The organism is Variovorax sp. 05T418 (assembly GCF_056396385.1).
Window position 1 is genome coordinate 155,393 of the sequence record NZ_JBFTLJ010000012.1, and the last position, 19,400, is coordinate 174,792.

Genomic DNA, 19,400 nt, shown 5'->3' on the forward strand with positions numbered 1-19,400 from the left:
CGTGACGTTGATGCCGCTGCCCTCACCCCAGCCCTCTCCCGGAGGGAGAGGGAGCAAGACGCAAATGCGGCCTCGAAGTGAGGAGAACCAACGGCGGTGCTGTCCCGGCGATGGGGGTTGAGCCGCTGGGTGGCCGTTGAGGCACCGCCGAGCAGCGCAGCGACAGGCGGATCAGGGCTCGCAGCTGTCTGAGCGAAACGCAGTGGAGCGAGTTCTGCGAGACCCCGCCTGACGCGAGCAGCGCAGGGAAGCCGCGGAGCGGCCGGTGACGTCGGCCGCCCAGCGGCTCAACCCCCATCGCCGCGCCCCGGCAGCCAAACTCAGATCATTCCGCCATTGATCGAAATCACCTGCCCCGTGATGTAGGCCGCTTCGTCACTGGCGAGGAATGAAGCCAGCGCCGCCACTTCCTGCGGCGTTCCGGCGCGCTTCATCGGCACCATCTGGTTGACCATGGCGGGGTCGAAGGCGGCATCGGCCATGGGCGAGGCGATGATGCCGGGCGCAATGGCGTTGACCGTCACGCCGCGCGAGGCCACTTCGAGCGACAGCGCCTTGGTCGCGCTGTTGAGCGCACCCTTGGCGGCGGCGTAGTTGACCTGCCCGCGGTTGCCGGTCAGCGCCGAGACCGACGAGATATTGAGCACGCGGCCCCAGCGCGTGCGCATCATCGGCAGCAGCAAGGGCTGCGTCACGCGGAAGAATCCGTTGAGCGAGATGTCGATGACCTTGTGCCACTGGTCGGCACGCATGCCGGGCAGCACGGCGTCGTCATGCACGCCCGCGTTGTTGACCACGATCTGGACCGGCCCGCCTTCGAGCATGCGCTCGCAGGCCACGCGGCAGGCCTCGTCGCTGCGCAGGTCGAACAGGTGGCACTCGGCCTTGCCGCCCGCGGCCGCGATGGTGGCTGCCAATTGCTCCACCGCTTCGGGCCGCGAGTTGGCGTGCAGCAGCACCGTGGCGCCGTCGCGCGCGAGGCGCTCGGCCATGGCAGCGCCCAGGGCACCGCTGGCGCCGGTGATGAGTGCGCGTTTTCCTTCGAGCGTCATGGTGCGTGGGCTCCAGTTGCCAGCGGCGTGTTCAGCACCACCACCGCGCGGCCTTCGGCCAGCACGCGGGCGCCACTGTCGCTCACCGCGAATTCGTAGAGGATCTGGTGGGTGTCGCCCGACAGGCGCCGCGCCTGCACCTGCAGCGCACCGTCGATGTCGTCGAGCCGCGCCACCGACAGGCGCACGCTGCGCGCACTCGCCAGGAATCCGGCCGACGGCGAGCTTCCCTCGGCAGCCAGCAAACCGCCGTGCAGCGCCATCGCTTGCGCCGCGTATTCGATGGCATTGGGTGCAAGCAGGCCGCCCGCCGTTCGCAAGGGATTGTCGGGCTGCGCATGCGTGCGGGTGCTGCAGTGGATGGACTCGGCGTCCCAGCGTTCGAGCCGGTCGAGCAGGCACATGCTGCCGCTGTGCGGAATGCGCTTGGCAATGCCGGCGCGGTCGAGCGTCTGCGGCGCCGTGGTCACGCCCGATGCTCCAGGTCGGCCACCAGCAGCACGTTGGCAAAGGGCGTTCCCTTGCTCATCGGAATGCTCTGGACGCGAAAGTCCAGCCGCTGCAGCGCCGCCACCCAGTCGGACAGCGGACGGCCCCAGGTGGGCGACACCTTGTGGCCTCGGACGCGCGTCACGGTGCGGTCGACCCACTGGCTGATGGCAAAGCCGCGCTTGCTCGATGCATCGCCCACGCGCAGCAGCAGCCGGGCGTTCGCACTGCCGCCGCGCCGAAGCGCGTCGTGCACCCGCCGCAGGACGCCGTCCTGCGCGTCGATGCCCACGTAGTGCAGCACGTCGAGGATCACGACCAGGTCGCATTCGGGCAGCGGCACCGAGCACATGTCGGCGCAGACCAGCCGCGGCGCCGGCTGCAGGTGCCCGATGGAAGCCTCGGCGCGCGCCACGTCCTTGGGCATCAGCTCGATGCCCGTGTAGTCGGCGGCCGGCGGCGTGGGCTTCCACGACGAGGGCCAGCGGCCGTGCGCCTGCATGCGGCTCATCGACGCGAGCAGGCTCGCGAAGAGCCCCTGCCCGCAGCCGATGTCGACCACGCGCCGGTGAGCTGCATCGATCAGCCCGCGTTCGAGCAGCCCGCGGAACACCGGATCGCGCCCCAGCTTGCCGCGCGCGAAATGCCAGGCGAAGCTGCCGCCCTTCTTGTAGGGAACGGTGGCGGCCTCATGCAGCTCGCGCCAGGCGGCATCGGTGGAAGAAGACGACGACGACGAAGAAGGCAGCACCGCGCTCATGGTTCAAGGCCTTCCGGCAGGGTGACGGCGTGCAGGCGCTCGGCGCGCAGGCGTTCGAAAAGCAAGGGCAGTACCTCCAGCAATACAGGGTTTCCCAAAGGGGTGCGCGCGGCGTTGCCGTCGTGCAGGAGCAGGATGTCGCGCGCCTGCAGCTTGCGGTCCAGGCGCGCCATGACCTTGGCGGGATCGCCTTCGCGCGTGTCGAAGCCGCGGCGCGTCCAGCTCACGAGCGACAGGCCGAGCCGGTGCAGCACCGGCTCGAGGAACGGATTGCGCAGGCCCGCCGGCGCGCGGAAGCAGGTCGGGCGCTGGCCGGTGGTGTCGGCCAGGATGTCCTGCGCGCGCGCGATCTCGCTCGCAAAGCCGCGCGGCCCGAGGAACGAAAAATTGTGCCGGTGCCGCGCCGTGTGGTTCTGGATGCTGTGGCCCCGCGCCACGATCTCGCGCGCCAGCGCCGGGTGGGCCAGCACGCGCTCGGCAATGCAGAAGAAGGTGGCGCGCTGGCCGTGCGCGTCGAGCAGGTCGAGCACGCGGGGCGTGACCTCGGGGTCGGGCCCGTCGTCGATGGTGATGGCCACCTGGCGCCGGGCAGCGGCCGCCGCGGGCAGGCGCGTGACATTGGGGCCCAGCAGGCTGCTGCGCGGCGTGAGTCCCGCGCCGGTGATCAGCGCATGGTTCAGCACGATGGCGCCGATGGCCCAGGGCATGGCGCCCGGCACCAGCGCGCCGGCGCCAATGGCCGCCACGTGCCAGGCCGCGCTGGCGCGAATGGCAAGCGGCCAGGGCCAGGATTCGGACGGAGCGGCAGAGGCGGACGGCATGGCGCGGGATTTTCCCATCAGCCGCGCGCGGCGGGCGGCGTGGGCGCCACGCGGCGCGCAAACGCGGCCGACAGCAGCAGCGCCAGCAAGGCGCCCGGCGCCACCACGCGGCCGATCGACGACAGCGCCGGAATGTCCGAGATCGCGATCAGCCCGAAAGACACCACCGTGGTGAGGTTGGCCAGCATCAGCGACGCCAGCGTGTCCTCGTCGGCCCGCCCGGCCACGCGCAGCTGGTCGAAGAACAACGCGTAGTTGGAGCCCACCGCCACGATCAGCAGCAGCCCCACCAGGTGCAGGATGCCCAGCGGCACCTGGAGCACGGCCATGCCGCCCAGCGTGAGCACCACCGCGAACAGCAGCGGCTGGCACACCGCGAGCAGCCGCCGGCCCGAGCGCAGGTAGATGCCCAACAGCACCACCACCGCCAGCGCGCCGAGCAGCACCTGCACGAAGGCCTCGTGCAGGTAGCGCTGATAGAGCCCCGCGAGTTCGCGGCCCACGTCGACCACCTGCACCTCGGGCACGCCCGCCAGCGCCGCTTCGAGCCGGCGCGCGTCGAACTTTGCCCCGGGGTGCAGCACCACCAGCGTCGACCAGCCGCCGCCCGGGCGCTGGTACATGAGCGTGTTGACGACCGAGCCGAGCGGCCCGCCCGCCAGGTCGGCGCGCCGCACGGGCGCGAGCTTGCGCGCGGCTTCGACATCGGCCAGGAAAGGGCCGAGGCGCGAGGCCGGCAGCGGCGAGCCTTGGGTGGCTTCGGCCAGCCGGCTGCGCAGCGTCTCGCCGTCGGGCAGGCTCGCGAGCCGGGCCGACTGCGTCGCGATGCTCGGCAGCACGCGCGTCACGGCCTCGAAGCCGCCGAGCTCGCCCTTGTCGACCAGGGCTTCGAGCCGCGCGGTGGCGGCTTCGGTGTTGCGCAGTGCGGTTTCTTCATCGGCGCCGTACACCACCACCAGCGTGCCGCCGTCGCCGGTGCCGATGTCGGCGCGCAGCATCTCGTCGAGCTGCTGGGCCGACTTGGGCACCGGGCTCATGGCGCCGAGGTCGGCGCGCCACAGATGGCCGCCCTGCCAGATGACCAGCACCAGCGCAGCCACGCCGAGCCCCGCAAGCATCCAGCGCAGGTGCGGCAGGCCGCGCACGAGCACGCCGGCCGCGCGCGCCATGTAGCGGCGCATGCCCATGCCGGTGGCGCCATCGGGCGCGAGCATGGGCAATGCGTAGCGCGTGGCCAGCGCCGCGGCCACGAGCCCTGCGATGGAGAACACGCCCAGCTGCGCCAGGCCCGGGAATCCCGAGAACACCAGCGCCGCGAAGCCGCACACCGAGGTCAGCAGCCCGAGCCGCACGGTGGGCCAGTGCACATCGCGCCAGCGCGCCCAGCCGGTGCCGGCCACGGCCGCGCCGCGCGCCTGGATCAGGTAGTAGATGGCGTAGTCGACGGTCTCGCCGATCAGCGTGCTGCCGAAGCCCAGCGTCATGCCGTGCACCGAGCCGAACACCACGCTGACCGCCGCGGTCCCCACCACCACGCCGGTGGCCACGGGCAGGAACGCGATGACCAGCGCGCGCGGCGACGCGAAGGCCAGCAGCAGCAGGCCGCCCATCACGATGCCGCCCACGATCGCGAGGTGGATCGCTTCGGTCTTGATCTTGTCGCGGCTCAGCACCGAGAACACGGGCGGGCCGCTCAGCAGCAGCTTCGGCCGGGTGGCCTCTTCCATGCCGCGCGTGGCGGCATCGAAGGCCGCGTGCACGCTTGCAATGGTTTGCGCCTGGGCGTCGAGATCGCTGCCCGCCGCGCGCGTGGTGACGATCATGAGCGCCCGCGGCGCGCTGCGCGACATCCAGACGCCGTCTTCGCTGCGCGGCGCGCTGGCCGGCGTCAGCTCGACGGCAATGCGCTGGGTCTCGCCGGTGGGATCGCGGTCGAGCAAGGGCTTGATCGCGTTGCCGGCCGGCGTGCCGAGCATCGACAGCGTTTCGTAGATCGCGTCGCGCAGGCCTTCGGCGGTGAAATGCTCGGGCCGGACGCCCGGCGAAAGCTGGTAGCGGTGCGCGAAGACCCAGGTGCCGGCCTCGCTCCAGTCGCCGGTGTCGCCGTTCTGGATCAGGTCGAAGAGCCGGCTCTCGCGCATGGACTTGGCCACGGCGCGCGATACGGCCGCGCGCTGCTCGGCACTCGCGCCGCCCTCGATGCCGAGCATCAGCGTGCGCGAGGCCACGCCGCTTTGCAGCTGCTCGATGAGCACCTGCTGCCGCGCGTCGGGGCTCTTGGGCAGGAAGGCGGAAAGGTCGGCGCTGAACTGCGTGCGCGCGATCTGCAGCGCGCCGCCGAGCAGCACCAGCGCCCAGACCAGCAGCACCAGCGCCCGGCGCTGCCAGCCCGGCGGGCCGCGCTCCCCGGTCTCGCGCTCCTTCACGGCGTGGTGCGTCCAGCGGCACCCGGGCGCTCGGGCGTGATGCTCATCACCGAGCGGTCGCCGCCGACGAACTCCATTTCAAGGCCCAGCACCTCGCCGGCACGGCCGCTGATGCGGATGCTGCGCACCTGCGCCGCGAGCCGGCTGTCGGCCGGCAGGAGGTCGAGCGTCCAGTTGGCGGCCGAACCGCTCACCGTGCTGCGGAAATAGCGCTGCAGCGTGGCGCCATCGCCGGTCAGCGTGCCGCGCATGGCTTCGACCAGGCCGAGCAGCTCGGGCATGCTGTCGAGCGTCAGCGTGCGATTGCGGCCGCCGCGCGAGAGCGTCAGCGTGTTGCCTTCGACCGCCATGGTTTCCACGCGCGGCGACAAGGTGCGCCGCACCAGCTTGTCGGGCGCATCGAAGCTCAGCGTGCCGCGCGCATCGAGCGGGCCTTCGAGGCCGTGCACGAAACGCTGCTCGGTGAAGCGGGCCTCGCCGCTCTTCTGCTTGGCAAGCAGCACCATCAGGTCGGGCAGGTCGAAGGCCCACGCCGGCGCGGCGCAGAAGGCCAGTGCCAGCAGCAGGCTCCTGCAAAGCCAGTCAAACCGAATCTTCGAGCCAGAAATCATGAAAGTTGAACCAGTTGTAGGGATAGGCGCGGCACAGGGCATCCAGGCGCGCCACGTAGGCTTCGACCGCCGCGCGGATGCGGCGTTCCCGCTCGGCGGGGTCGGGCGCCCGCTCGCTGAAGTCGGCCAGCAGGTCGAACCGGACATCGTAGCGCGCCCCGCCGCCGTAGAGGCCGGCCATGAAGAACACCTTGCGCCGCAGCAGCGCGGCCAGGCGGAACGGGCCGTCGTCGAAGCTGGCCGGATGGCCGAGGAACGGCAGCACGATGTTGTTGCCGCGCTGCTGCGCGGGCTGGTTCTCGCTGCCAGGCAGGGTGCGGTCGACCAGCATGCCGCCCAGGCCGCCGCCGTCGAGCCAGTCGCGCAGCGCGAGCATCGAATGCGGGCGGCCCAGCGCAATCACGTGCGGCCGCAGCCCGGGCAGGCTGATGGCGTTGAGGATGGCCGTGATGCGCTGCGCGTTGTCGGGGTACATCAGCATCGCCAACCGCAGCTCGTGCTTGTGCAGGCTGTTGTGCTTGCAGGCACCCATGGCCTCGAAGCTGCCGACGTGCGCGCCGAGCAGGAAGGCGCCGCGCCCCTTCAGCGCCTCGGCTTCGAGCGCCTGGTTGCCCTCGACCCTCACGTCGAACAGGTCCATGCGCCCGCGCAGGAAGTACACGCGGTCGAGCACCGTCGAGGCAAAGGCATGCAGCAGGCGGTAGCCGTCGAGCCAGCCGGCATGCGGACCGATGGCCCTGAACAGGTAGCGCTTGATGTGGCGCCGCGGCGCGGGTGCGAACAGCAGGAAGTACAGGCTGATCGGCGGCAGCAGCAGGCGCGTGATGCGGCGCCCGCACACCAGTGCCATCAGGCAGATGAAGCGCAGCGCCAGCATGTTGCTGCGCTCGGGGGTGTGCGCCCAGTCGCCGCGCTGGCCTGCCTGCGCCGCGTCTTTCACGGCGCGCGTCTCGGCGTCGGTGTGATCCATCACGCAGACTCTGGCACGGCGGCCCAGCGGCCGGTGACAGCCAGCACGCCGTCGCAGCGCACGTCGAAGCGCACGCCGCGCGCGGCGCCGGACTCGGGCTGCAGCTCGATGGAGAGCATGCTGCCCGGCCGCACGGGTGCCAGGAACTTGGCGGCCGCGAGCGTGGGATGGGCACCCAGCCGGGCGGCCAGCGCGGGCACGCGCTGCACGGCTTCCATGACCTCGGCCAGTATCAGCGCTCCCGGCAGCAGCGGCTGGCCGGGGAAGTGGCCCGCGAATGCCGGATGGTCGACCGGCACCGCATGGGCCAGCTGCACCGGTGTGTCGTCTTCTGCCAGCTGCGCGAGCGCGAATTCGCGCAGCGCGCGCGCCGTGAGCTTGCCGGTGCCTTCGCGCGGAAAGGCCTTCACCTGCACCACGCGGCGCGGCACGAACACCGGCTCCAGCCGCTGGCGCAGCGCGGCAATGATCTGGCCGGCCGAGAGCGTGGGCGCGACCACGAAGGCCACCGGACGCACCACGCCGTCGGCCACTTCGTCGGGCAGCCAGAACGCGCCGTCCTCGACGCCCGCGATGCTGTTGAGGTGGTAGTTCAAGTGCGCGAGCGAGCTGCGCCGGCCCGCGACATGGATCAGGTCGTTGGCGCGGCCCAGCAGCCGGAAGCGCCGTGCGTCGAGCAGTTCGAGCACGTCGGCCATGGGCGTGGGCTCGGGCAGGAAGTCGCCGCTGAAGATGAAGCGCTCGGCCCCGTCGCCCTCCCCTGGCTGGGCGTGCACGCGGATATCTCCGAAGGTCTCCCAGACTTCGCTCTGCGTGGTGCGGCGGGTGGCGACCTGGCCGGACTCGGTGCTGCCGTAGATCTCGATCAGCACGCCGCCGAGCGCCTGCTCGGCCTGGGCCGCGAGCTGCGGCGAGAGCGGCGCGGTGGCGGAAAGCACCAGGTCGACCGGCGGCAGCTCGATGCCCGAGAGCAGCAGCGTCTTCAGGTGGAAAGGCGTGGTGACCAGTGCGCGGGGGCGTGGCACCGAAGCCAGCGTCTTGGCCACGTCGGCTGGAAAGAACGGCCGTCCGCTGTCGAACGCGGCGCCGCCGAGCATGGCCAGCAGCGCCGATGATTCCAGCCCGTAGCTGTGCTGTACCGGCACGGTCGCCACCAGCGTCAGGCCGGCGAGCGATGGCAGACCGAGCAGGCTGGAGAGCCGCTCCACCGCCACCGCGACGTCGCCGACCAGCGTGTCCCAGCGCTTGGCATGCGGCTGCGGCGCACCGGTGGAGCCGGAGGTCAGCAGGCTCACCGCGTGCATGGCGCCGTCGATGGCCGGAAGCTCGAGGCCCGCATCGCCTTCGGAGCCGCCGCGGTATTCGACCAGCAGGCGCGGCATGCCGGGCGTGGCGAGCGCGGCGTCATCGGTCAGCGCGAAAAGATTCGAGCCGCCGGATTCGAGCAGGCGCGCGAGCGTGTCGGGCCGCGCGTCGGGCGGCAGCAGGCTCGCATGGCCGCGCACCAGCGCAGCGGCCAGGCCGACCGCAAACGCATAGCGGTCGACACAGAGATTGACGGCCCGGCCCTCGGCCGGCAGCAGCGGCGCGAAGCGGGCCACGTCGGCCAGGAACTGGCGCGTGCTCACCGGCACGCCGGCGCGCCAGGCCAGCGGTGCATCGAGGTCCCGGTTGGCGATCAGCGGCAGCAGGCGGGTATCGGCGCTCACGCAATGGGCCCCTTGCTTCAACGGCTGCCGCTGCCGTGGTCGACGGGCGAAGCGCCCTGGAAGGCGCGCACTGCATCGATGAGCCGCGTGCGCTCGAATTCGGGGTGCAGCCGGTAGCGCACCAGGTGCTCGCCCACGAAAAGAAGCGTGACCGACAGCGGCGTCAGCACGTTCGCGAGCAGCGACCAGGCCGAGAAAGGCAGCGTCAAATACACCACGATCGACGACACCACCACCAGCGCGAAGTACGCGGTCCAGATGCGCGTGAGCGTGGTCGTGTAGGCCAGCATCTGGCCCTTGAGCGGATGCACGCGCTGGGCGAACTGGGTGATCAGCGGCAGGCCGGGCCCGCGCAGCGAGGCGCCGAACCAGCCGCACAGGAGGCCGTTGATGGCGACATGCTGAAACACATAGAGCCGGTTGGTGTCGCCCGCCTCACCCAGGAACACGAGCGCAAAGCCCCCGATGCCCAGCAGCATGGCCGCGGCAAAACCCCAGCGGCCGAACTTGCTTGCGGCAAAACCCATGGCGGCCAGCCAGAGCGGACCGAGCAGCACCACCACGGCCCACGGCTCGGTGGGGTGGAACAGCATCATCCAGTGAGAGAGGCCGGCATAGGCCACCCCCACCAGCAGCAGGAGCGCCAGTCGCCATCGAGACATGGATCAGGAAGCGCTGCGATGCTGGGCGACGTGGGTCGCGAGCGTGCGCAGCGACTGGAAGATCTGCTGGTTGCGCTCGTCGTCCGAGCGCAGCTGGAAGCCATAGCGCCGGGACACCTCGAGCGCGACTTCGAGGATGTCGATGGAATCGAGGCCCAGGCCTTCGCCGTACAGCGGATCGGTGGGCACGATGTCTTCGGGTGCGACTTCGAGATTGAGCGCGTTCACCAGCAGGACGGCCAACTCTTTTTCAATCGGCGACTGTTCAGGTGAATCGCCGGCGGCGGGAATGGGGGGCTGAGCAGTCGATGACAAAAAAACCTCCTGAAACTTTTTCCGTAACTACCTCGGGGGCCGTGGATTATAGGAGGGCAGCTTGATTAGACTGCCCGCTTCGATACGACCCGGAGCCCTTCATGGCCGACCCCCTTCTGATCGCGCGCCACGACACCATCGAGTGCACCCTGCTGCCCAGCCTGGCCAACCGCCACGGCCTCATCACCGGCGCCACCGGCACCGGCAAGACGGTCACGCTGCAGACCATGGCCGAAAAGCTCTCGGGCATCGGCGTTCCCGTGTTCATGGCCGACGTCAAGGGCGACCTGACCGGCATGAGCCAGAAAGGCAGCATCGGCGAAAAAATGGCGGCCACGCTGAAGGAACGGGGCATCGATCTGCCCGAATCGCAGGCCTGCCCCGTCACCCTGTGGGACGTGTTCGGCGAACAGGGCCACCCGGTGCGCGCCACCGTCTCCGACATGGGGCCCCTGCTGCTGGGCCGCATGCTCGACGTGAACGAAACGCAGGCCGGCGTGCTGAACCTGGTGTTCAAGATCGCCGACGACAACGGCCTGCTGCTGCTCGACCTGAAGGACCTGCGCGCCATGCTGCAGTACGTGGGCGAGAACGCGAGCCAGTTCACCACCGAGTACGGCAACATCAGCGCCGCCAGCGTGGGCGCCATCCAGCGCGGCCTGCTGCAGATCGAGACCCAGGGCGGCGACAAGTTCTTCGGCGAGCCGATGCTCAACATCGCCGACTTCATGCAGACGGTGGGCGGCAAGGGCGTGGTCAACATCCTGGCGGCCGACAAGCTCATGAATTCGCCGCGGCTCTACGCCACCTTTCTGCTCTGGATGCTGTCCGAACTGTTCGAACAGCTGCCCGAGATCGGCGACCCCGAGCAGCCCAAGCTCGCCTTCTTCTTCGACGAGGCCCACCTGCTCTTCAACGAGGCGCCCAAGGCGCTGGTCGAGCGCATCGAGCTCGTGGTGCGGCTGGTGCGCTCCAAGGGCGTGGGGGTTTATTTCGTGACGCAGAACCCGCTGGACATTCCGGATTCGGTGCTGGCCCAGCTGGGCAACCGCGTGCAGCATGCGCTGCGCGCCTTCACCCCGCGCGACCAGAAGGCCGTCAAGGCCACGGCCACCACCATGCGCCAGAAGCCGGGACTGGACATCGAAACCGCGATCACCGAGCTCGCGGTGGGCGAGGCGCTGGTGAGTTTTCTCGATGCCAAGGGCCGCCCGAGCGTGACCGAGCGCGTGTTCGTGGTGCCACCCGGCAGCCAGATCGGCCCCATCACGGCCGCGCAGCGCCAGGCGGTCATTGCCAATTCGCTCGTCGCTGGCGTGTACGAGAAGACCGTGGACCGCGAATCGGCCTACGAAAAACTCAAGGGCCGGGCCGAAACCGCGCCCGATGCACCGCAGCCCAAGACGGCGGGCGCCGGCAAGGGTGCGGCCGAAGCGTCCGAAGGCAGCAGCATGCTGAACGACCTGCTCTTCGGCAGCACGGGCCCGCGCGGCGGCAAGCGCGACGGCCTCGTGCAGACCATGGCCAAGTCGGCGGTGCGGACCATGGGCACCTCGGTCGGCAAGGAAATCCTGCGCGGCGTGCTGGGCGGCATCTTCGGCGCCAAGAAGCGCTGAGCCAGCCGGGCCCCGCTGGCTGGCTACCAGCGCAGCAGGCGCGGCCCGAGCACGGCGCCCACCAGCACCGGCAGCCCGATGCCGCTCACGTACCAGACCGCGAGGAAAGGTGCCGTCAACTCCATGCAGTGCAGCGCATAGACCGCCGCACCCACCCCGCCGGCCAGCGCACCGGCGGCCGCACCGGCCAGCGCAGGCCGCGTGGGCGCCAGCCCCTTCAGGGCCAGCAGCGCCGCCGCAAAGACCGGCAGCGCCATGAGCCCGATGCTGACCGCGCAAACGCGCCACGACTCGCCCATGAGCAAGGGCATGCGCTCTTCGGCCGGCGCGTTGAACCAGGCCAGCGCCGCCATCACCCACACGGCAAGCACCGGCACCGCGATGCCGATCCAGGCGCGCCGCACCGGCACGCCCGGCCGCGCGAGGCGCTGCACCACCACGAAGGCGGCCGCCGCAATGCACAGCGGAAACAGCACCTTGACCCAGAACATCGGCCAGAACATGGCTTGCACCAGGTCGCGGCGCAATCCGTATTCGGTGAACAGGATCGCGAACGACAGCGGCAGCCCGGCGAGCAGCGCAAGGGCCAGGCGGCGCCCTGCGGCGCGGCGCGGCGCGGGCGAGGCGCCGGCCGCCAGCATGGCCACGAGATCGTCGGTCTTCATGGCGCACGGCTCCTGAGCCTGGCGGCAAGCGCCTTGAGTCCGCGGTGGATGCCCACCTTCACGGCCGATTCGGACATGCCGGTGAGGCTTGCCGTCTCGGCCACCGAGAGGCCTTCGAGCTTCACGTGCACGATCGGCAGGCGCTGGCGGTCCGGCAGGGTCTGCAGCAGGCCGCCCAGGTCGCGCCGGGCATCGCTGGCCTCGATGGCCGATTCGGCGAACACCGCCAGGTCGTCGTCCAGCGGGTCATGCAGTGCTTCGCGCGCCGACTTGGCGCGCAGCAGGTCGATCATCTTGTAGCGCGCAATCGCATGCACCCAGGCCGTCAGCGGCTGGTCGCTCTGGTAGGTGTGGCGCTGGTTGTGCATGGCGAGCAGGCATTCCTGGACAAGGTCTTCCACTTCATCGGGCCAGCCGAACAGGCGCTTGCCCAGAAAGGCGCGCAGATGCGCGCTGAGTTTTTGCAGAAATTCGCGATAGGCGGCCGCGTCGCCGTCCAGGCCGCGCAGGAACAGGCTGCGCAGCGCGGCTTCGGCGTCGCTTGTTCGCGAACTGCTGTCCATTGTGTTTCGTGCCATCGGACCGGCTGGTTACAGCCCTTTCGGAAAAAAGATCCCGCCGGATTGTGCCGTGCCCGGCGCAGACGCCGGATGCGTCCTCGGCTAAGCTCCCCCGAACCCATGGAAGGAGCGCCCGATGCAACCTGCCGGTCCATGCCTTCGTGCCCTTGAACAGTCCGCCGCCCGGAGCTGACGCCGATGCTGGCCGGGCTGGTTTCGCACCCCTGGGCCTATCCGGCGCTGGAGACGGCGCACATCGTCGGCATTGCGCTGCTGTTCGGCGGGCTGCTGGTGTTCGAACTGCGCGTGCTCGGCCTGGGCCGGGAGTTGCCGCAAAGGCAGTTGGCGCGCCTGACGCTGCTGCCGGCGCTCGTCGGCTTCGGCCTGTGCGCCGCGACCGGCCTCACGATGTTTTCCACGCAGCCCGGCGAGCTGCTGGCCAATTCCGCCTTCCGCATCAAGCTCTTGCTGATCGGCCTGGCGGGCGCCAACGCGATCTGGTTCCATCTTCGGGGCGGCCTGGCCGCCACCGGCGCGATGTCCAGGGCGCAATGCCTGCTGTCGCTGGGGTTTTGGCTCGCTGTCATCATCTGCGGGCGTTGGATTGCCTACGTCTGAGCAAGGAGACCGAGATGATCGAGAGACGCTTGTTCGTTGCCGGCTCGCTGGGCCTGGCCCTGCCCTCCTGGGCGCACCACGGATGGAGCAGCTTCGACCAGGACCGCCCGCTCTACCTGGAGGGGCGCGCGACCAAGGTCATGTGGCGCAATCCGCATGGCGAGGTGGAGCTTGAACTGCCCGAGAACCCCACCCTGCCGGCCGACCTGAAGCAGCGCCCGCTGCCCAGGCAAAGCGCGAACGTCGATGGCCCCGCGCTGCTGGCCAAGGCGCAGCTGCCGACGCGGCGCGACCGCAAGTGGCTGATCGAACTCGCACCGCTCACGCGGCTGCAGGCCTGGGGGGTCGAGGAGATCAAGCCCGGCACCCCGGTGGCCGCGCTGGGTTTCACCTACACCGGTGAAAAAGGCGATCCGGTGCTGCGCGCCGAATACCTGTTCGTCGGCGGCAAGGCCTACGGCCTGCGCTCCTCGCCGGCCTGATCGGCGCACCGGCCGCGGCGCCATGGCCGCGGCCCCCGGCGGCATTGACGACCCTCGCGCCCTGCTTGCCAGCCGCGCGAGTGATCGGTACATTGCATTTTTTGAGGGCCTCCAATGTCCGCAGATAGCACAGCGACCCCTTCCGAAATTCCCGAGATTTCCGCGATCCCCGCCGTCCCTGCGACTTCAGCGATCTCCGTCTCGCCCCTTCCCCCGCTCCACCCTTCCTCGTCGACCGGCCACATCCGGCTGACCTCCCATGCCGGCGGCTTCGGCGCATTGCCCATCCGCTGGGGCGCGGCCACCGCCGCCGAGCGCGGACCCGTGGTCGGCACCACCACGAAGCGGGCGCACCGCAACGTCATCGGCACGCACAGCGGCTCCTACAGCGTCTATCGCGCATTGGCCGTGGCGGCCGGCGCGCTCAAGCGCGAGCACAAGGCCGACCTGACCAACACCGCGCCCACCGACGTGATCGGCCCGTACCCGCAGTGGAGCGAGCCCGGACGCATCGTCTCGCTCGACCCCTGGGGCGCGCTGGTGGCCGATGTGTTCTCCACGGAACTGGCCGCGGGCTACGACATCCGCCCGACCATCGCGATCACCAAGGCCCACGTGATCCTGCCCGAGGTGATCGAGGCGCTGCAGAGCGGCCGCCTCAAGGCCGACGGCCACTTCCTCACCGCCGGCGGCGCAGCCATGGTGACCAAGGCCGCCATCGAGCCCGTGTGGTACCTGCCCGAGGTGGCGCGGCGCTTCGGCTGCTCCGAAACCGACCTGCGCCGCACGCTGTTCGAGGAAACCGGCGGCATGTACCCCGAGCTCGTCACGCGCTCCGACCTCGAGGTGTTCCTGCCACCCATCGGCGGGCAGACGCTCTACATCTTCGGCAACCCGCGCGACCTCGCCAACCCCGAGGTCGAGCTGACGGCGCGCATCCACGACGAATGCAACGGCTCCGACGTGTTCGGCTCCGACATCTGCACCTGCCGCCCCTACCTCACGCACGCCATCGAGGAATGCATCCAGGGCGCGCAACGCGGCGGCGTGGGCCTCATCGCCTACTCGCGCAAGGAAGGCCGCGCGCTCGGCGAGGTGACCAAGTTCCTGGTCTACAACGCGCGCAAGCGCCAGGTCGGCGGCGACACGGCCGACCAGTATTTCGCGCGCACCGAATGCGTGGCCGGCGTGCAGGACATGCGCTTCCAGGAACTGATGCCCGACGTCTTCCACTGGCTCGGCATCAAGAAGATCCATAGGCTCGTGTCGATGAGCAACATGAAGTTCGACGCCATCACCGGTTCGGGCATCGAGATCGGCGAGCGCGTGAACATTCCGGACGAACTGATTCCGGCCGACGCCCGCGTCGAGATGGACGCCAAGATGGCCGCCGGCTATTTCACGCCCGGCCCGGTGCCGGACGCCGAGGAACTCAAGAAGGCCAAGGGCCGGGGATTGAGCGAATGAGCAACAGCAAGGAAAACAGCAGCAGCGACCACCTGCCCGCCGACGGCTCGGGCAGCCTGCCACCGGGCGGCGCGGGCGACATCGACCCGGCGATCGAGTTCGCGCCCGACACCAGCCATCCCGCGGGCGCCGCCACGGTGCTGCGCACCACCGCCGCCATCCGCGAGCGCGCGGCCGCGCTGCTGGCGCGCGCGCGCCGGGGCGAGTCGCAGTGGTTCCGCATCGCCGGCAGCGACGTGCTCGAAGACGCGGCGCGCACCGTGGCCGAAGTCACGCGCGAGCGCTACCCCTGGGACACCATTCCGTACCACAGCCGCTGGCGCCACTTCGAGGCCGGCGGCGTCGACCGGCTGAAGCAGCTCGATGAACTGCTCGGCAAGGGCGTTGATGCGCGGCAGCGCGCCAGCGCCCACATCGACCTCGTGCTGGTGAGCGTGCTGCTCGATGCCGGCGCCGGGCCCGGCTGGCACTACACCGAGCCCGCCACCGGCGAGCGCTACACGCGTTCCGAGGGCCTGGCCGTCGCGAGCTTCCATGCCTTCACGAGCGGGCTGTTCTCGTCCAACCCCGACCATCCGCTGCAGGTCGATGCCGCCGGCCTGCGCGGACTGGTGACCGACCGGCTCGGCGACGCCTTCCAGGTCAGCGACGTCAATCCGCTGGTGGGCCTGGCCGGCCGCGCGGTGCTGCTGCGCCGGCTCGGCGAGGCGATGAGCGAGCAGCCCGAGACCTTCGGCGACGAGGGCCGGCCCGCCGGCATGTTCGATGCGCTGGTCGCCCCGTTCGGCGCGGCCGCGCCGCCCACGGCCGAGATCACGGCGCACCAGATCCTTTCGCTGCTGCTCGAGACGCTCTCGCGCATCTGGCCCTCGGCCAACGCCATCGACAGCATCGCACTCGACGGCAGCGACACCACGGGCGGCATCGGCTCGAGCGACCCGGCGCTCGCGCTGGGCGACTGCTGGCGCCACGGCGCGGTGCGCGGCCCCGGCCTCACCAACGGCTGGATGCCGTTCCACAAGCTGTCGCAGTGGCTCACCTATTCACTGCTCGAACCCTTCGAGCGGGCCGGCGTGAAGGTGCGCCACCTCGACGCGCTCACCGCTTTGCCCGAATACCGCAACGGCGGCCTGCTGATCGACAGCGGCGTGATCGTGCCGAAGGACCCGGCCTTTCTTTCGCGCACCTGGAAGGCCGGCGACGAGTTCATCGTCGAATGGCGTGCCCTCACCGTGGCGCTGCTCGACGAACTGGCGCCGCGCGTGCGCAAGATCCTCGACCGCACCGACGAAGAGCTGCCGCTGGCCTGCGTGCTCGAGGGCGGCACCTGGGCCGCGGGGCGCGTGCTGGCACAGCGCTTGCGAGACGGATCGCCACCGCTCCTGATCGAAAGCGACGGCACCGTCTTTTAGACTCGCGGGTCCATTCAGCAACGGCAGAAAAACCAAATGAGCAACGTCCACCTCGTCGACCACCCCCTCGTCCAGCACAAGCTCACGCTGATGCGCCGCAAGGACGCCTCCACCAACAGCTTCCGCCGGCTCCTGAACGAAATCAGCATGCTCATGGCCTACGAGGTCACGCGCGACATGCCGATGCAGGACATCGAGGTCGAGACCCCGCTCGAAACCATGCAGGCCAAGGTCATCGACGGCAAGAAGCTGGTGCTGGTGTCGATCCTGCGCGCGGGCACCGGCATCCTGGACGGCATGCTCACGGTGGTGCCGGGCGCGCGCGTCGGCCACATCGGCCTGTACCGCGACCCCAAGACGCTCACGGCCGTCGAGTACTACTTCAAGATGCCCGGCGAGATGGAGAACCGCGACGTGATCGTGGTCGACCCGATGCTGGCCACCGGCAACTCGGCGGTGGCCGCGGTCGAGCGGCTCAAGGAACTCAACCCCAAGTCGATCAAGTTCGTCTGCCTGCTCACCTGCCCCGAAGGCCTCGCGACCATGCAGAAGGCCCACCCCGACGTGCCGGTCTACACCGCGGCGATCGACCGGGAGCTCAACAGCCATGGGTACATCCTGCCGGGCCTCGGCGACGCGGGCGACAGGATTTTCGGCACTAAGTGAGGCCCCCGGCGGCCGACACGCTGTCCCTCGGGCAGCGACAAGAAGATTTCCATACCTCGAGGAGAAGCACCGTGACAGCACGCCGTCAGTTGATCATTCGTTCCGCCGCCATGGCCGCAGCAGCGCTTGCGGCCGGCACGCCCGGCTTCGCGCTCGCGCAGGCCAAGCTCAAGGTGGCGGCGGTGTACACCGTGCCCTTCGAGCAGCAATGGGTCGGCCGTATCCACAAGGCGCTCAAGGCGGCCGAGGCGCGCGGCGAGATCGAATACAAGGCCACCGAGAACGTCAGCAACGCCGACTACGAGCGTGTGATGCGCGAGTACGCCACCGGCGGCAACCAGCTGATCCTCGGCGAGGTCTTCGGCGTGGAAGCGGCGGCGCGCAAGGTCGCGAAGGACTTTCCCAAGGTCGCCTTCCTCATGGGCTCCTCGCTCAAGCCGCAGGCGCCCAACTTCAGCGTGTTCGACAACTACATCCAGGAGCCGGCCTACCTGAGCGGCATGGTGGCCGGCGGCATGACCAAGACCAACCGCATCGGCATGGTCGGCGGCTTTCCGATTCCTGAAGTGAACCGGCTCATGAACGCCTTCATGGCGGGCGCGAAGGAAACCAACCCGAAGGTCGAATTCAGCGTGAGCTTCATCAACAGCTGGTTCGATCCGCCCAAGGCCAAGGAAGCGGCCTTCGCGATGATCGACAAGGGCGCCGACGTGATGTACGCCGAGCGCTTCGGCGTCTCGGACGCGGCCAAGGAAAAAGGCAAGCTCGCCATCGGCAACGTGATCGACACGCAGGCGCAGTACCCCGACACGGTGGTGGCTTCGGCGCTGTGGAACTTCGAGCCCTCGGCCGACCGCGCGATCAAGCTCGTGAAGGAAGGCAAGTTCACCGCCGAGGACTACGGCCCCTACTCGATGATGAAGCACAAGGGCTCCGAACTCGCGCCGCTGGGCACCTTCGAGAAGAAGGTGCCGGCGGACATCGTCGCCAAGGTCAAGGCCAAGCAGGCCGACATTCTCTCGGGCAAGGTCACCATCAAGGTCGACGACTCGCAGCCCAAGTCGACCGCGAAGTGAAGGGCCCGATGACGATGCGCTGGCGCTCTCTTCTCGCGGCCGGCGTGCTGGCCTTCGGCCTCGCGGGCTGTGCCGGTGTCTACAAGAGCCCGGGCGCCGCCGACGGCAGCGTGCGGCTGGACGACACGCCGCGCATCGCGGTGGTCTCGGCCTTCCAGCCCGAGCTCACGCTGCTGCTGAACCGGCTCCAGCAGCCGGCCAAGCACAGCGTCAACGGCGTCGAGTTCACCACCGGCACGCTCGAAGGCAAGCCGGTGGTGCTGTTTCTCTCCGGCATCAGCATGACCAACGCGACGATGAACACGCAGCTGGTGCTCGACCGCTTTCGCGTCACCCACATCGTGTTCAGCGGCATCGCGGGCGGCGTGAATCCGCAGCTGCACGTGGGCGACGTCACGGTGCCCGCGCAATGGGGCCAGTACCTCGAAGTGCTGATGGCGCGCGAAACCGCGCCGGGCAAGTTCACCGCGCCGCCCTTCATCACCGATGCCACGCTGCCCAACTTCGGCATGATGCATCCGCGCCCGGTGGAAGTGCGCTCCGCGGCACATCCGCAGATCGTGCGCAAGTTCTGGTTCGAGGCGGACCCGAAGATGCTCGAGGTGGCGCGCAGCATCCGCAATGTCGACCTGGCGAACTGCAGCGCCGGCAAGTGCCTGGCGCGCAAGCCCCATCTGGTCGTCGGCGGCAACGGCGTCTCGGGCCAGGCCTTCATGGACAACAAGGCCCTGCGCGAATACACCTTCAAGACCTTCCAGGCCAACGTGCTCGACATGGAAACGGCGGCCGTGGGCATGGTGGCCTACAGCAACGGCGTGCCCTACATCGCCTTCCGCTCCCTCAGCGACCTGGCGGGCGGCGGCGAAGGCGAGAACGAGATGGGCACCTTCATGGGCATTGCGGCCGACAACTCGGCCAAGGTGATGCTGGCGTTCCTGGCTGCATGGAAATGATCCTGCCTTTTCTCCCTCCCCTTCCGGGGGCGGGTTGGGGTGGGGGCACGCGGCCTTCGATCGATCACCA

General features: G+C 69.6%; 20 protein-coding genes. 8 read left to right on the forward strand and 12 right to left on the reverse strand.

Annotated elements, in window-relative coordinates:
- Nucleotides 1-320 precede the first annotated feature (320 nt).
- The 10 genes from fabG to AC1DMS_RS23130 are packed head-to-tail and all read right to left on the reverse strand — an operon-like array spanning nucleotide 321 to nucleotide 9,815.
- Complete coding sequence (gene fabG, locus AC1DMS_RS23085; RefSeq protein ID WP_012747785.1) at nucleotides 321-1,052, reverse strand: 3-oxoacyl-ACP reductase FabG; 732 nt, start codon at nucleotides 1,050-1,052, stop codon at nucleotides 321-323.
- Nucleotides 1,049-1,522, reverse strand: a complete 474-nt coding sequence (locus AC1DMS_RS23090) for a hotdog family protein (RefSeq protein WP_012747784.1) — start codon at nucleotides 1,520-1,522, stop codon at nucleotides 1,049-1,051. The genes fabG and AC1DMS_RS23090 overlap by 4 nt, the downstream gene beginning before the upstream one ends.
- Nucleotides 1,519-2,301 carry a class I SAM-dependent methyltransferase gene (locus AC1DMS_RS23095; RefSeq protein ID WP_012747783.1) on the reverse strand — a complete coding sequence of 261 codons (783 nt, stop codon included), beginning with the start codon at nucleotides 2,299-2,301 and terminating at the stop codon, nucleotides 1,519-1,521. The genes AC1DMS_RS23090 and AC1DMS_RS23095 overlap by 4 nt, the downstream gene beginning before the upstream one ends.
- On the reverse strand, nucleotides 2,298-3,140 hold the full coding sequence (locus tag AC1DMS_RS23100) for a polysaccharide deacetylase family protein (protein WP_012747782.1): 843 nt from the start codon (nucleotides 3,138-3,140) through the stop codon (nucleotides 2,298-2,300). The genes AC1DMS_RS23095 and AC1DMS_RS23100 overlap by 4 nt, the downstream gene beginning before the upstream one ends.
- A complete protein-coding gene (locus AC1DMS_RS23105) occupies nucleotides 3,140-5,548 on the reverse strand; it encodes an MMPL family transporter (RefSeq protein WP_012747781.1) in 2,409 nt (802 codons plus the stop codon). The genes AC1DMS_RS23100 and AC1DMS_RS23105 overlap by 1 nt, the downstream gene beginning before the upstream one ends.
- Nucleotides 5,545-6,159 carry a LolA-related protein gene (locus tag AC1DMS_RS23110; RefSeq protein WP_012747780.1) on the reverse strand — a complete coding sequence of 205 codons (615 nt, stop codon included), beginning with the start codon at nucleotides 6,157-6,159 and terminating at the stop codon, nucleotides 5,545-5,547. The genes AC1DMS_RS23105 and AC1DMS_RS23110 overlap by 4 nt, the downstream gene beginning before the upstream one ends.
- The gene (locus AC1DMS_RS23115; protein WP_012747779.1) at nucleotides 6,131-7,129 is read right to left on the reverse strand and encodes an acyl-CoA synthetase; all 999 of its coding nucleotides are present in this window, start codon (nucleotides 7,127-7,129) and stop codon (nucleotides 6,131-6,133) included. The genes AC1DMS_RS23110 and AC1DMS_RS23115 overlap by 29 nt, the downstream gene beginning before the upstream one ends.
- Nucleotides 7,129-8,838, reverse strand: coding sequence for an ApeI family dehydratase (locus tag AC1DMS_RS23120; protein WP_012747778.1), 1,710 nt, complete (start codon nucleotides 8,836-8,838; stop codon nucleotides 7,129-7,131). The genes AC1DMS_RS23115 and AC1DMS_RS23120 overlap by 1 nt, the downstream gene beginning before the upstream one ends.
- A gap of 17 nt (nucleotides 8,839-8,855) precedes the next feature.
- Nucleotides 8,856-9,500 (reverse strand): COG4648 family protein, encoded by a 645-nt coding sequence (locus AC1DMS_RS23125; RefSeq protein WP_012747777.1) that lies wholly within the window; start codon nucleotides 9,498-9,500, stop codon nucleotides 8,856-8,858.
- 3 nt (nucleotides 9,501-9,503) lie between these two features.
- Entirely contained in the window at nucleotides 9,504-9,815 is a 312-nt protein-coding gene (locus tag AC1DMS_RS23130) for a phosphopantetheine-binding protein (RefSeq protein ID WP_012747776.1), read from the reverse strand.
- A gap of 101 nt (nucleotides 9,816-9,916) precedes the next feature.
- Between AC1DMS_RS23130 and AC1DMS_RS23135 the strand changes: the two genes are divergently transcribed.
- Nucleotides 9,917-11,431 carry a helicase HerA-like domain-containing protein gene (locus AC1DMS_RS23135; protein WP_012747775.1) on the forward strand — a complete coding sequence of 505 codons (1,515 nt, stop codon included), beginning with the start codon at nucleotides 9,917-9,919 and terminating at the stop codon, nucleotides 11,429-11,431.
- 23 nt (nucleotides 11,432-11,454) lie between these two features.
- On the opposite strand, the gene AC1DMS_RS23140 is transcribed toward AC1DMS_RS23135, so the two are convergent.
- Nucleotides 11,455-12,096, reverse strand: coding sequence for an NrsF family protein (locus AC1DMS_RS23140; protein ID WP_012747774.1), 642 nt, complete (start codon nucleotides 12,094-12,096; stop codon nucleotides 11,455-11,457).
- Nucleotides 12,093-12,674 (reverse strand): sigma-70 family RNA polymerase sigma factor, encoded by a 582-nt coding sequence (locus tag AC1DMS_RS23145; protein ID WP_230537828.1) that lies wholly within the window; start codon nucleotides 12,672-12,674, stop codon nucleotides 12,093-12,095. The genes AC1DMS_RS23140 and AC1DMS_RS23145 overlap by 4 nt, the downstream gene beginning before the upstream one ends.
- Nucleotides 12,675-12,854: 180 nt before the next feature.
- Here AC1DMS_RS23145 and AC1DMS_RS23150 point away from each other — a divergent pair, with 180 nt between their 5' ends.
- The 7 genes from AC1DMS_RS23150 (at nucleotide 12,855) to AC1DMS_RS23180 (ending at nucleotide 19,330) form a co-directional block, all read left to right on the forward strand.
- Nucleotides 12,855-13,274, forward strand: coding sequence for a hypothetical protein (locus AC1DMS_RS23150; RefSeq protein WP_012747772.1), 420 nt, complete (start codon nucleotides 12,855-12,857; stop codon nucleotides 13,272-13,274).
- A gap of 14 nt (nucleotides 13,275-13,288) precedes the next feature.
- On the forward strand, nucleotides 13,289-13,756 hold the full coding sequence (locus tag AC1DMS_RS23155; protein ID WP_012747771.1) for a DUF6152 family protein: 468 nt from the start codon (nucleotides 13,289-13,291) through the stop codon (nucleotides 13,754-13,756).
- A 114-nt stretch (nucleotides 13,757-13,870) separates the two neighbouring features.
- Nucleotides 13,871-15,223, forward strand: a complete 1,353-nt coding sequence (locus tag AC1DMS_RS23160; RefSeq protein WP_012747770.1) for a GTP cyclohydrolase II — start codon at nucleotides 13,871-13,873, stop codon at nucleotides 15,221-15,223.
- The gene (locus AC1DMS_RS23165; RefSeq protein ID WP_012747769.1) at nucleotides 15,220-16,635 is read left to right on the forward strand and encodes a URC4/urg3 family protein; all 1,416 of its coding nucleotides are present in this window, start codon (nucleotides 15,220-15,222) and stop codon (nucleotides 16,633-16,635) included. Before AC1DMS_RS23160 ends, AC1DMS_RS23165 begins: the two co-directional genes overlap by 4 nt.
- Nucleotides 16,636-16,671: 36 nt before the next feature.
- Complete coding sequence (upp, locus tag AC1DMS_RS23170) at nucleotides 16,672-17,301, forward strand: uracil phosphoribosyltransferase (protein ID WP_012747768.1); 630 nt, start codon at nucleotides 16,672-16,674, stop codon at nucleotides 17,299-17,301.
- Between the two features lie 71 nt (nucleotides 17,302-17,372).
- Nucleotides 17,373-18,377, forward strand: coding sequence for a BMP family protein (locus tag AC1DMS_RS23175; RefSeq protein ID WP_012747767.1), 1,005 nt, complete (start codon nucleotides 17,373-17,375; stop codon nucleotides 18,375-18,377).
- Between the two features lie 8 nt (nucleotides 18,378-18,385).
- Nucleotides 18,386-19,330, forward strand: coding sequence for a 5'-methylthioadenosine/S-adenosylhomocysteine nucleosidase (locus tag AC1DMS_RS23180; protein ID WP_012747766.1), 945 nt, complete (start codon nucleotides 18,386-18,388; stop codon nucleotides 19,328-19,330).
- Nucleotides 19,331-19,400: the final 70 nt, after the last annotated feature.